This window comes from Saprospiraceae bacterium, assembly GCA_016709995.1.
Taxonomy (GTDB): Bacteria; Bacteroidota; Bacteroidia; order Chitinophagales; family Saprospiraceae; genus JADJLQ01.
Window position 1 is genome coordinate 2,171,457 of sequence record JADJLQ010000001.1, and the last position, 13,770, is coordinate 2,185,226.

Consider the following 13,770-nt stretch of genomic DNA (forward strand, 5'->3'; position numbering starts at 1 on the left):
GAGTTTATTCTAATTCAAGTGATCATGGTTCTTATCAAATAACTGATTATCCTGTATCCACTTATACACCCCGAAAGGCGTAAGCCACATCCGTATCGTGCCATCGTCAGAAGCCGAATAAATATGATTGATCTCCCTATCCATGGTAGCGCTATTGATTTGCGCCGTATGACCGGTATAAGCGTTGATTTCTGTTCCATGAAGGTCCCAGAGACGCAGTGTATGGTCGGATGAAAAAGAGTAGATCATGAGATCATTCGGGTCGAAATAGGCATCCACGACGGCATCGGTATGACCTACCAGTGTGGCCAGGAGATTTCCCGATATACTCCAGATCCTGATAGTCCGGTCAGAAGAGGTAGTGACGACCATCTGACCATTATTGGAAAAATTGGCGGAGATGACCTGGCAATCATTATAGGGGGCACAAAGAATCCGCTGCAGCCTTGCGATCTCCTTTTTAGTCTTCAAATCCCAGATGATGGCCGATCGGTCCCTGGATGCGGACACCATTTTCATACCATCATTGGAGACATCTATATAATTAACAGCATCCGAATGACCTGATAACATGCCGGCCTCATTGCCATCGTAATCATACAATAAAATATGTCCATCCTGACTCCCGGCGGCTACCAGGCTATCCTGTTGAGAAATGTCCAGGCTGAGGAACTCGCCATTTTTCGAGTCAATAGTCTTGAACGGCTTGCCGTCCTTATTCCAAAAGATGAGGCGTCGATCCTTGCCGGCTGTGATGACATGATCACCAATCACCCCAGCCCATTCGATCGATAGTTGATGACCGATGAATTTGACCAGGTGACGGTCAGAGAGTCGATATAAATATGCTTCATTGACTTGATTTATCCCCAAGACTTCGTCTTCATTGATAAAGGTGGCATATTTGGCCCCCTGAGCCCCCAAATCGATTGTATCTATTTGTTTTTTGCTTTTGACATCCCATAATCGCATGGTATGATCTGCTCCTGACGAAACCAGGTATCGCTCTGTAGGGTCCAAATCGATATAATTGACCGGTCCCTTATGCCCGGACAATACTTCTAGCTGATAATTATTTAACTGCCATCGGCGGACCGTGCCATCCAGAGAAGTGGTAATGACCTGTTGGCCGTCTGGTGAAAAAAAACCATCGGTGACATCATTGGTATGCCCTTTCAATTTATAGAGCTCTGTGCCGTGCAGGTCCCAGACAGATGCCGTATTGTCACCCGAACAGGTTAATATCCTAAGCCCGTCTGCAGAAAAAGATGTCGAAGTCACTACATATTGGTGGGATAAAGACATCGGGAAACTTTCATTAAACACATTATAAATCCGGGCTTCATTGCCACGAAATCCGATGACAATCAGACTATCTGTGGGTTGGAAAGACATATCGAGTACTTCATTGGATTTAGTCGCTAACCGGCCAGGAAATGACATGTTCACTGCGGGCATAATTTTTTTGATCAGACTGCCATTTTTGTCCCAGACCAGTATACCGGCAGGGGTAGCTGCAGCGATCAAACTCCCATTAGTGGATGTCTTCACTATACTGATCGGGCCTGGAATAGCATCGAGCATCACCTGCCTGTGACCGGCAAGATCCAGCACTTCCAGTTGGTTAGTGACTTGAGATGAATCGTTAGACATAATAGGAACCCTAGCAAAAGGATTAGCAAGTGCCTGGTCCATAGAAAGGATGACAATTTGCTGACCATCAGGAGTAAAGCTGATTTGTAAAATTTTGGAGGATACCTGAATGCTATCCTGAAGGCCTCCATTCATATCAAATGTCCGGAGGCAGTTCTTAGCTCCCTCAAAGTAGCCGCCCTCAGAATAGGCGATGAAAAGGTTACTGACTGGCGATACATCCATCGCATTGTATTCCCGGGCTGCTCCTATCTGCCTTAATATTTTTCCGTTTTGATCATGGATTTGGAGGTAGCCTTCATTATTCAGTGCAATGATATGCTGGCCATCCTGGCTCCATTGAACTTTAGTAAAAAATACATTCTGCATGAAAATGGCTTGTTTGAACATTTCTCTCATATTATCCTGCTCAGTCCGCTGGGTACTCATGCTGCCCATGATGTGCCCCTCAAAATCAAGTATCAGCAATGAATCCGTCTCGGAAAAGGGTATTAGCCGTTTTTGCCCCTGATGAGCTATAAGTGCTGTATAACTCAATCCTGAGTCGGCCAAGGTGCGGTACCAGGGTGTGCGGTAATTCAGCGAGCTGTAAAACGCATGAGCTAAAGATTTCTTGATCTCAGCATTGGATTTTTCTTCCTTTATTTTCAAACCATCGGCTGCCTGATGCAGTGCCAGGGTTGGGTCTTTGTTCAGATTGGCCGCAGAGGCTGCCGCCATATGGTTGATGTATGAATCCTCCGCAAGCCGTTTAGACTTTATCCACAATCTTACCACGATCAAGGCTCCAATGATTGAAATCAGAATGATCGCAGTTTTAAAATAACTCAGTAATTTTTTCTCCCGTTGTTTTTTGAGAATCTCTTTATGGCTGGTTTCTATTAATTTTAATTCATCTGCCGCCAAGGCAGGCAAGAATTTTTTTACGCCATCTATCAATTTCAGGTCCCATTCATCGAGGGTAGAAAATTCAGATCCGCCGCGGACAGCCTCCATTCTGGATGCGAGTACCCGCCTGGCTTGTTGCAGGGGTTGGGCGGATCGTTGCTGCATTTTGGTCACCGACTTAGCCAGGGTATCATGCGCCAGCATCGCGGTATACTCAGTACCGCCCAGGTCGGTGATCAAAAAATATTCCTCGCACAGATTTAACACGGTGCTGGCCTCGTCGGTAGCCGAAGGATAATGTTCCATCAATTGTTTTCCAGTTCGTGCAGCCGAGGTACTGTTAGGCGTACAGTGAAAATGGAGCAAGTCCAGGACAAAACCCTGTTGATAAATCTCCGGCAGTTTCTTTTTGATGAAATTCAGCTGGTTTTGCAGGAATTCGTCCATGGCCAGGCCCTCTTCTTTGAGATCACGGTAGATCTGATGACTGAACACGGGTGCATCAGGATTGATGGATATAGCCTTGAGCCACATTTTTGTCAAGAGAATTTGGAGCATCGGGGCGATCGGAGAATCTTTGTCAGCTGACACATCCGTCGAAATACCATCAGGCAACCCGTCTTCTATGGTTAGATTATAACGGGCCTTTAGTCTGGGGCTCTCACTGAATCCCTTGAATACTTCTGACACATCCTCTTTCGTAATATGTTCGATAAATACTTTGCTACGCGGTAGCTCGTAATTCTTACAATATTCTTCTATTTCTGGATGATACTCTTTGCGAAAACTGAGGATGATTTTACCTTGAGGCACATTACCTGGGTGACTAAACAAGCTTTTAAGTTCTATAAAGAGCGCGTTTATTTCGTTGCCCAATATTTCGTTGGGGCGTGTATATGCTTCTTCTACCTGGTCAAGGATGATGAGAATGGGTTTATTTAATTTTTTCTCAAGTTCTTTCCAGGCTTCTGTCATTGTAGCTGGCGGGGCAGGTGTGACACCAGCGGGCGTTTCCGGCACCGTAGTACCAGAAACAATTTTGTCGATCAAACTATGAATCTCCGTTTTATACTGTTCTCCGAGATCCTGACCTAAACTTTTCAGCACATCGATCACATGGTCTGTTTTGTTCGGCAAGTCCTCGATCATGGTGTCGAACTCAATAGGATATCCGGCAGCCTTCAGCAGCGCATAATACATGGTATTGCACAGACCGATCTGCCCATTCCTGCGCAAATAAAGAATCTCGTACGCAGTCTCCAGGCGCGGTTGAAGGCCTGCTTCGAGCAGGCTGGACTTGCCTACGCCCGACTGTCCATATAATAATATAATAGGTGGAGCCTGGCTATCCCGGACAGAGTAATACAATGAACGGATATAATTGGACCTTCCAAAAAAGACCTCAGCGTGTCTGCGCTCATACCGGTTGAGGTATAAAAACGGTGATTCCGGTAGATTAAATGTTGCCGGGATGGGGGGAAGGCCATATAGTGGATTGCCTGAGATGTCGGGCAGGTTCCAGGCCTTGGTCATCTCAGCTCCGGGCTTAAACTGAATCACCCATGGAAAATGATCTGTCGTTTCTTTTTTGCCTTCCCAAAAAAGCGCTCTCGTATCCGAGGTGCCACTGGTAATTTTAACCTGATCTGTCGCGTCAGCCCAGGCCCTTTCTATACCAGACCCATCGGCCAGGCTACCATAAAACCGGACGGCCAGCCCAGTGGCAATGGCGTCATTTATAGCGGTGGTGGTACCGATGACGGCAGGAATGCCCGCTTTTAATAAATCGGCTGTCTGGCCTTCGGAAGAGCAGCCGTTTAAAAATACTAATTTAAGATTTTCCTGACGGGCCAGGAAAGGCACTAAGCCATCTTTATGGGTCAACGTTTTGGATCCGTCGGAGGCTTCCAATAATAAGGAGAATCCATTGGCATGGCCGCCATAGTGAAATATAGAAATTCTGGATTCATATCTTGGATCGGTAAATACATCCACAATATCATCCACAGATGCGGACGATTTTTCTACTACTTCGCATAAGCCGCTGCGGGCTGCAGCTTCCAGGGCTTTATTGATACCATGTGATTCGATAGATAGGTTGCGCAGGTACAAAGCATTGTCTACTTTATCATTGGCAAAGGCGAGGAATATGATGGGTTTGAAGCTCAATAATATGCAGTTTAAAATTTATTTGTTTTGATCATATATTGAAAAACCCCTGTCGGAGTCAGCCAGACCCTGATGGTTCCATCGTCAGAAGCAGTATATATTTTTTCATTTCTGTTATCCATTATTGCATGATTTATGGCGCCTGAGTGTCCTTTAAAAGTGTTAATTTCTGAACCGTCCGTATCCCATAACTTTAGTGTCCTATCATTGGAAAAAGAATAGACCATGGAGCTATTCGGTGAATAATATGCATCAACCACCAAATCACCATGACCTGTCATACTGGTAGCCAAATTGCCCTTCAAATCCCAGATACGGATCGTGCGATCTGAAGAAGTGGTGATTACATACTTGTTATCAAAAGAAAAACTGCCGGTATTGACCTGACAATCATAATATGGAGCACAATTGATTCTAGCCAAACGAGCAATGACCGAAGATGATGTCATATCCCAGATAGCAGCGGTCCTATCTTTTGAGGAGGACACCAGGTATCTACCATCTGGTGAAAAAGAGATATAATTGATGCCATCTGTGTGCTTCCTTAATGTGTCTATTACTATGCCCAAGTCATTATACAAAATGATGGCACCCGAATTTGTAGCAACCGCTGCTAAAGTGTCTACCGAAGATAAAGCAATATCCATCAGCTCCACAGAGGAGGGCTGTGCACGGATTAATTTGCCATTTTTATACCAAAACCTGGTTTCATTTTCAGCTGTTGTGACTATATGATCATTTAAGACTCCAGCCCATTTGATCGGTGAATTATGCCCTACAAAATAAATAACCTTTGGGATAAATTTTTTATACAAGAATGCCTGGTTCGAGTTAGTGATGCCAAGTACTTCTTCATTATTAATAAACATCACGTATCGAACACCCTGGGCACCAAGGTCTATCATATGAGCTTCGCGATTGTTTTCGAGATCCCACAGTCGAAGAGTATGATCGGCCCCTGCAGAGACCAAATATTTTCCTGAAGGGTCTATATCCAGATAAGTCACCGAACCAGTATGGCCTAAGAGTTGAACATCCTCATAATTTTGAAGCTCCCAGGACCTAACTGTCCCATCCAGCGAACAGGTGAGTACCTGATCGCCCTCCTCATCCAATGCCCCATCCGTCACATCATTGGTATGTCCTTGCAATTTTCGCAATAAGGTACCCTTCATATCCCAGACCGAAGCAGTATTATCCGAGGAGCCTGATAGGATGAACCGATCTTCAGTTGAAAATCTGGTAAAAGTGACTAAATTATTGTGTTTTAAAGTCAAGGGTTTATTATTATTATAAATATTAAAGATTCTTGCCATGTCATCATGAAAACAGATTGATATAAAGCTATCAGAAGGATGAAAATCTACGTGAATTACATCTTTGGTCCTAAATGACTTTATCCCAGGCATTGATTCGTCGGAAGGAACTATATTTTTTATAAACCTGCCTGCTTTGGACCATAATTCTACTGTGCCAGTGGTTCTCGCTACAGCAAGTAAATCGCCTGATCGAGAGGATTGAACAAACTTAACTACTCCATTTTTTGAATCCAAAAAAGCCTGATGAATTCCTTCCCGGCTTATAATCTCTGCTCTGGGGTCCAAGTTTTTTGTGAGGAGGATGTTTTGCCCACCTTGCAGGTAGTACAGTAAATGAATATCATTGACCGGCACTGTCGTTTGATTATTTACTACTGCATTGATGGTTTTAATAACCTGTCCCTTGAAATTAAAAATTACCAGTTTTTTTGATAATTTACTATAGCTCAATACCTCATCCTGGTCATTGGAAATATCAAAAAATTCAAATTCGTCCTGCGCCCCGATGACCGTATCCGCAATGAAGTCCTGATCATAGAATTGCAACCTACCACTGCTATTAAGTGCCACCAGGCGATTACCTTTTGCGCTCCACTCAACCTTTTCAAAATAAATATCGCGCACCGCCACAGTTGTGTCATGTTCATGTATAGGCATCTTTATAACCCCCAAGGCACCAATTTTTTTTCCAGCAAAATCCAGAATCTTAAGCGAATCTGATTTTACAAAAGGAATCACTAATTTCTGACCATGATGTACAATTAATTTTGAGAAACTCTCTCCTTTGAGCAATGTTTTATACCATGGTGTATGGTTATCAATCGAACTATAAAAGGCCCGAATCAAAGATTTTTTGATCTCCGGATACCCTGGATCATCTTTCATACCCTGGTAAGCTAGCTTTAATGCATTGGTAGGATCACGGGACAAACTGATGGTTGAACTCAGAGCTTGTTTATTGATATTTGACTGTTTTGCATTGATATTAGATTGCTTCTGGTGCTGTTTGGCATTGTAAAATAACCCAAGGGTTAAAAACAAACCAGCCAATACAACTGCGGTCATAGATTGTTTTAAATATTTATACCTTTGCTTATCCCTTTCCTTTTTTGCAGCTTCGATTCGACTTTTATTGATCAATGTTAGTTCATCACTTGTAAAAGCAGGCAAATAATTTTGTACACTTTCGATAAGTCTTAAATCATACAGGTCTAGCGTAGCAGTAGGAGAACCTCCCCGTACCGCTTCCATCTTCGAATTTAACAATCGCTGTGATTGTTGTATCGGCATGGTGGACAGAAGAGATCGTTTTATTACCGATTTTGCAAGGGTATCATGGGCCAACATAGTTGAATGGTTATCGCCTCCCAGTTCAACGATCAGGAAATTTTCTTTACAAGCTTCTATTACTTTTTGCAACTCTTCCGTTGAATTGGAGTATCTCTGCAACAAAGCCTGCTTAGATTGAATAGCCGCTGTACTATTGGGAGTACAATGAAAATGAAGTACATCCAGCACAAATCCGGTTTCTGAATACTCCGGGTATTTATTGTTGATATTCTCTAGCTGTGTATGGAGCAGTTCGTCTATTGCCAGGCCTTCCTTTTTCAAGACTTGATACAGTTCAAGGCTAAATGAAGGAGCCTCCGCACTGATGCTTTTGGCTCTATTCCACATTTTGGTAAGGAGTATTTGCAACATGTGGGAAGTAGGTGATTCAAGGTCGACTACCAGGTCTTCAGCAACGATAAGCGGCAAAGCATCTTCTACCTCGTGATTGTAGGTGTCTTTGAGCTTTTGAGATTTCTTAAACCCATTTAAAACTTCAAGGACATCCTCCTTAGTGAAATTATCCAAAAAAACTCTGCTTTTCGGCAGTTCATGGATTTTACAATATTCATCGATTTGAGATTGATATTCACTACGAAAACTTAATATAATTTTTCCCTGAGGTATTGGTGTACCAGCACTGAATATGGATCTAAAATTGACAAATAATTCATTTAACTCATCTGCATTTTCTTTTAATGGTCGGGTGAAAGCTTCTTCGATTTGGTCTAGAATGATGAGGATGGGTTTGTTTAGTTTTTGTTCGGCCAGGTTCCATGATTGCAATATGTTTTTCGGTGGATCAATTTTTTTGATTATTTGGTCCGTCAATTCCTCCTGCTCGTTAGTTATTTTATTAATGATGGTTTGGATATCTGATTTATAAGGGTCGCTGATCACTTCCTCAATTTCTCTAAGATCATCTACCACAGTGGCGTCGGAAGTTGCTTCAGCGCCTAATGGACTCACCTGTGGTGTGAATCCACACAATTCCAATAAGGCATAATACAAAGTTGTACTGAGAGTGAGGGAGTCCATTCTACGCAGGTATAATATCTCAAGACGGTTCTCGAGTCGCGGTTTTAATCCTGCATCCAACAGACTTGATTTTCCTGCCCCAGATGGGCCATAAAGTAGAATTATCGGAGGGGCATCTTGGTTTCTGACTGCTACGTATAATTTCCTTATGTATTCAGACCTGCCAAAAAAAACCTCTGCATGCTTGCGCTCATATCGATTTAATGACAAGAAAGGAGAGTCCGGCAAATGACTGGGTGGTATATCAGGCAAACCGTACAAAGCATTGCCCGATACATCAGGGAGGTTCCACCCTTTAATACTTTTTGCTCCATCTTTAAATCTAATGACCCAGGGTTTTTTTTCCGTGAGCTCTTGTTTGCCTGACCAATACAAAGCTCGGGTATCCGAGGTACCTTTAGCGATATTAATCTGATCCTCAGCAAATGACCAGGCTTTTTCAATTTGGTAGCCATCGCCAAGACTGCTATAAAATCGAATAGCCAATGTTGAAGCGACTTCGTCATTGATAGAAGTAACCGTACCGATGACCGCTGAGATACCGGCTGCTACCAGTTCTTTAGCCTGGCCTTCGGAAGAGCAGCCATTTAAAAAAACCAATTTCAAATTTTCCTGCTTTGCCAGAAATGGCACAAGTCCTTCTTTATGGGTGAGTTCTTTACTACCATCGGCTGCTTCTAATAGTAATGAAAATCCATCTGCGTGCCCCCCATAATGAAATATAGAGATCCTGGGCCCGTATCTTTTATCCTGGAAAGCATCAATGATATCCTTTATCGAAGCGGATGGCCTGATGACGACATCGCACAAGCCGGATATCTCTGCCTTTTCCAGGGCTCCCCTGATACCATGCATTTCAGCAGACAGATTCCTAAGGTACGCAGCATTGTCTACTTTATCGTTGGCAAATGCCAGGAATATGACCGGTTTGAAGCTCAAAAAATCGGCATTTTAAATAATTGGTAATCGAAGGAAATGACATCGTAAGACACTTGCAAACAATATTCACTCCAAATTAATGACAAATCTGCTGGTACACCACTCCCCTGTAAATTTTGTATTGCGATTCAGACCGGGTATAGCTCTATTTTCAGGCTTTAATTCCCCAAAAACCAATTCCTCTAATTGAAAATAAATATCATCTGTCCGCTCTGTGCTGATGATGATTAAAAAATTGTCGTTGGAGACCTTTGCATCAGCAGGAACTATAAAATAATCGTTTTCACCTCCTCCCCAAAACAAGGTAGGCGCATCTGCTTTTTCTAAGGGTTCATTTTTTAACGGAATAGCCCCGTAATGATCGGAAAGGTAGATCAACAAAAAGTTTAAAGGTTGGGTAAATTGATTCTGGATCCATAATTTGTATGGTACCTTCTGATTGTTTGTCTTGATATTGACTTCTCCTGGGGTATAATTCTGAGCACCTTCCTCCAATTTAACTTCTAGGGAGACTTTAAATGCTGTATCGCTCAGGATGGATTTATTATTCTGCAAAGAAAAAATCCTGGTCCAGGAAGAGATCTGAGTAAGTTTGTCGGTAAGTAAATACATTGCGGTAGGCTCTTTGATTTTGGCAAAAAACAGGACCCGATTTTTTATTTTGTCGTTGAGCTCGAAATTATCTCCATTCTGAATAATAAAATACGGTTGCTCCTCCACCTGATCTGTGGTGTACCTGACATTGGATACTTTTGACGCCTCTTCTTCAAATCTTTTGAGGTATTGATCTTCCACTTTTAACCCAACTTCAAATGGCAGCGGGAGATTAATGGGTACTGCCCAATAGAGTGTCGATTTATCCAGCTCTTTTTCGGGAATAATGATCGAAGACTGGGCTGTTGATTTACTGACTTTTGCCTTGGATATGATGTCATTCGACTGGTCATGATAAAGTACCAGTTTGAATTCATCAGATATTCCCAGTATTTGACCTGCTTCCATCATCCAGGTTTCGTCGATATATTTGACAGCATACTTTGGAGCATTGGGCACCGGTGCACCGTCTAAAAATTGAGAATAACTATTCATTTCACCGACGATCTCCAGTTGAGGATCCTGATCCCATTTCATCGCTACTACTTCCTGTCTGAGTTTTATGAGCAGCTCGGCATAAGAAATATCTTTTTTCGTTTTAGATAATGTTTTGATCAAAACATCCGTAAAGAGCCCTCCTCCTGTAAAAGTCTCTTTGGCACTTTGAAATCTATTGCAAGCAGCATAAAAAATATATTTGGCCTGAGGAACATCAGTACCCCTGGTTTTATAGAATCCATTGAGGTAAGAGTCAATGGTCCTGATATCTCCCCGATCGACAGAAAGTCTTTTTATGTATTCATCTGCTCCGCGGGTACCGGATCCACTATGACAACAATCTAATGTCACCAGGATATGAGGATTTTTGGTGCTCAGTTCATTGAGTAATACAGCCAGCTCTTTGTCAGCCAGGTCTACTCCGCCAGGCCGGCTATCGTGCAAGACTAAGGTTTCGTCCTTCTTACCTGAGTTGAGCTGCACAAACTCCGGAGCAGAAAACTGCCGGGAGCCATGACCGCTGTAATGAAACCATACCACATCGTCAGGACCTGCCTGCCCCAGGTGGGACCTGAATTGTTCTATTAGCTGACTGTAAGAAGCTTCTTCGTCTAACAGGGTTTTGATATGAAGCGGCCTGTCACCAAAATTACTTTCGAGATAAGATTTGATTTTGTGCACATCTTTTTTGGAGCCACTTAATTTGGGTACGGCAGGAGGGTAAGTATCGATACCTACGAGCAAGGCGTAAATTGGTTTCATAAAGTATAAAAATTGAATACACCTTAAATTTAGATAAAAAGAATGATTTAAAAGAATCCCTGAAAATGGTAGCATTTTATTCCAGCTCTAAACGATACTTTTACAATCAAAACCTAAATTGGATGTCTACCAATGTTCAAAAAATAGCAGCCCTCCACCAATACCTTAGCCAGGATTTTTTAGGTGGTCCCAGATTAATTAAACTATCGACCGTAATTAATTTTCAAAAAGGCAGCACCTTTCTTTTCGTGATATGGTTGATGTGGATATATGAAAATTATACTACCACTGCATGGGTATATGCCGGCCTGCATGGTTCTTATGGTTTATGCTGGCTGATCAAACATTATCACTTTCCAGATCGACGGTGGGAGGTACCTGTGACGATTGGGGGAGCTTTACTTTCCTTTATATTGGTTTTGGGACTTTACTGGTTAATCCCATGGATACTGATCAGTCCCATTTTTCATGGGCCTAATATTGAATGGCCTCCCTATTATCTGGCCCTTTGTATCACCCTTCACACCTTGGGTGTAGCGATAATGATGGCCAGTGATGCACAGAAATATTATACACTCAAATACAAATCAGGTTTGATCATGGAAGGGTTTTTCAATCGTACCCGAAACCCAAACTATCTCGGTGAAATGATGATCTACGGGTCCTACGGACTTATGGCCTGGCATTGGCTTGCAGGATTGATCCTGGCCTGGGTATGGCTGGGACTTTTTGCGGTCAACATCATACTCAAAGATGAGTCTCTCTCAAAAAAAGAAGGATGGGAAATGTATAAAAAAAGGTCAGGTATATTGCTGCCTAAATTATTTCGTCACTAAAAGATCTCTTATCTTTCACAATTTATTAGTCCAAATATGCTACGCATGAAAAAAGCAAATGTCCCCTTCATAATTTCTTTGATCATTTTTGCTTTGATTCAATGCAAAGAGGCTCGACATCAACCATCAAGGCAAGCCATCTCACTCATCAATGGTCAGGATCTAACAGGCTGGCATATAGATGTACCGGAAATGGATACCAATCCTGCTGCACGCAATCCATTCATCATACGACAAGGCATGTTGGTGAGTCTGGGGACTCCAGGAGGCCACCTAATCACAGACAGCTCTTTGGAAAATTACCAGATTGAGCTTGAATACAGGTTCGCCGGGGAGCCTGGCAATTGTGGGGCATTGGTATATGTATCCACTCCCCGCAGGTTGTATGCTATGTTTCCACAATCTATCGAGGTCCAGATGATGCATGAGAATGCCGGGGACTTTTGGTGTATTGGTGAGGATATCGAAACACCGGATATGGAAGCTCGCCGCGGACCCAAAGAAAAATGGGGCGTCGACGGTGACAAAAATCGTCGCATTAAAAACCTTACTGACTTTACTGAAAACCCGGTGGGTGAATGGAACCATATGACCATTGAATGCCTGGGGAGAGAGATAAAAGTTTGGCTCAATGATACTTTGGTTAATTATGGATACAATGCTACTGCCACCCAGGGCAGCTTTGCTGTGCAATCTGAGGGGTCAGAAGTAGAGTTTAGAAAAATCTTGATGAAGCCAATAGTTACTTTTTCCAATTGAATCGGCTCGAAAGGCTTTCTACCATACTCATACAATTACAATCCGGTGGATGGGTCAGGTCTCAAGACATCGCCGATAGATTTGAGATCACTGCACGAACTGTCTATCGTGATATTCAATCATTGACTGCTACCGGTGTCCCGATATTGAGCGAACCGGGAAAAGGATATCGAATGGTGGATGGATATCGGCTACCTCCAGTGCAGTTCTCCTACAAAGAAGCTGCCGCGTTGATCACGGCAGATAAATTAATAGAGCTTCATACAGACAAAAGTCTCGATCAGGATTATAAATCTGCTTTGTTTAAAATCAAATCTATCCTCCGACAAACAGATAAAGAATATCTACAAGCACTGGAAGACAATATCCAGGTTTTACCCAATCCATATCTTCCTGTCAAAAAAGATCAGCAACACCAGGCAGGTTATATACAGTCGATTATCGAAGCCATTGCACATAAAAAAATAATCCTGCTCAGCTATAAAACGCGCGACCAGGATCAAAGTCTCCATCGCAAAGTAGAACCTATCGGTATTTTTCAACTCATGAATAATTGGCATATCATAGCGTACTGTCAGTTGCGCCGTGACTATCGTGACTTTCGCATCGATCGGATAGATGCTTTGACCTCGACTACTGACTGTTTTACCAAATCACACCCGACGCTAAAAAAATATCTCAGTAAAATAGTACGCAAAGAAAATCTTACTCAAGTGATTCTCCGTATGAAAAAAGAAGATGCAAGGTACCTCGGAGACCAAAAATATTATAACGGCTATGTTTCGGAAAAAACTAAAAGAGACGAACTTGAAATAACCTTTCTAACAGGATCATTGCGGGGGTTTGCTCATTGGTATATGATGATTGGACTTTATGCAGACATTCTAGAGCCAGCAATATTAAAAGACGAAGTAAGCAAAATGGTGCAAGGATTTAGTGCAAGGTTAGGAAATACGCTATGTTAAAACAACCTCAGCTTTTAATCA

At 42.5% G+C, this 13,770-nt stretch carries 6 protein-coding genes; 3 read left to right on the plus strand and 3 right to left on the minus strand.

Translation table 11 applies throughout. The annotated features are described in order from the left end of the window. Positions 1-9: 9 nt before the first annotated feature. The 3 genes from IPJ09_09145 to IPJ09_09155 all read right to left on the minus strand — a co-directional run bounded on the left by IPJ09_09145 (position 10) and on the right by IPJ09_09155 (position 11,189). Entirely contained in the window at positions 10-4,710 is a 4,701-nt protein-coding gene (locus tag IPJ09_09145; GenBank protein MBK7371594.1) for an AAA family ATPase, read from the minus strand. Between the two features lie 11 nt (positions 4,711-4,721). Further along, positions 4,722-9,335, minus strand: coding sequence for an AAA family ATPase (locus tag IPJ09_09150; protein ID MBK7371595.1), 4,614 nt, complete (start codon positions 9,333-9,335; stop codon positions 4,722-4,724). A gap of 66 nt (positions 9,336-9,401) precedes the next feature. After that, positions 9,402-11,189: a caspase family protein gene (locus IPJ09_09155; GenBank protein MBK7371596.1), complete on the minus strand. Its 1,788-nt coding sequence runs from the start codon at positions 11,187-11,189 to the stop codon at positions 9,402-9,404. A 122-nt stretch (positions 11,190-11,311) separates the two neighbouring features. Here IPJ09_09155 and IPJ09_09160 point away from each other — a divergent pair, with 122 nt between their 5' ends. Genes IPJ09_09160 through IPJ09_09170 form a run of 3 tightly spaced genes read left to right on the plus strand, consistent with a single transcriptional unit; the run spans position 11,312 to position 13,749 of the window. Then, positions 11,312-12,025: a DUF1295 domain-containing protein gene (locus IPJ09_09160; GenBank protein ID MBK7371597.1), complete on the plus strand. Its 714-nt coding sequence runs from the start codon at positions 11,312-11,314 to the stop codon at positions 12,023-12,025. Positions 12,026-12,070: 45 nt separating this feature from the next. Next, positions 12,071-12,784, plus strand: coding sequence for a DUF1080 domain-containing protein (locus tag IPJ09_09165; protein MBK7371598.1), 714 nt, complete (start codon positions 12,071-12,073; stop codon positions 12,782-12,784). Further along, positions 12,781-13,749, plus strand: a complete 969-nt coding sequence (locus tag IPJ09_09170) for a YafY family transcriptional regulator (protein ID MBK7371599.1) — start codon at positions 12,781-12,783, stop codon at positions 13,747-13,749. Before IPJ09_09165 ends, IPJ09_09170 begins: the two co-directional genes overlap by 4 nt. The last annotated feature ends 21 nt before the right edge of the window (positions 13,750-13,770 follow it).

Bases quoted from the DNA above. Each gene is read 5' to 3' on its own strand.
- IPJ09_09155 (MBK7371596.1), bottom strand. From the start codon at position 11,189: ATGAAACCAATTTACGCCTTGCTCGTAGGTATCGATACTTACCCTCCT.
- IPJ09_09165 (MBK7371598.1), top strand. From the start codon at position 12,071: ATGAAAAAAGCAAATGTCCCCTTCATAATTTCTTTGATCATTTTTGCT.
- IPJ09_09160 (MBK7371597.1), top strand. From the start codon at position 11,312: ATGTCTACCAATGTTCAAAAAATAGCAGCCCTCCACCAATACCTTAGC.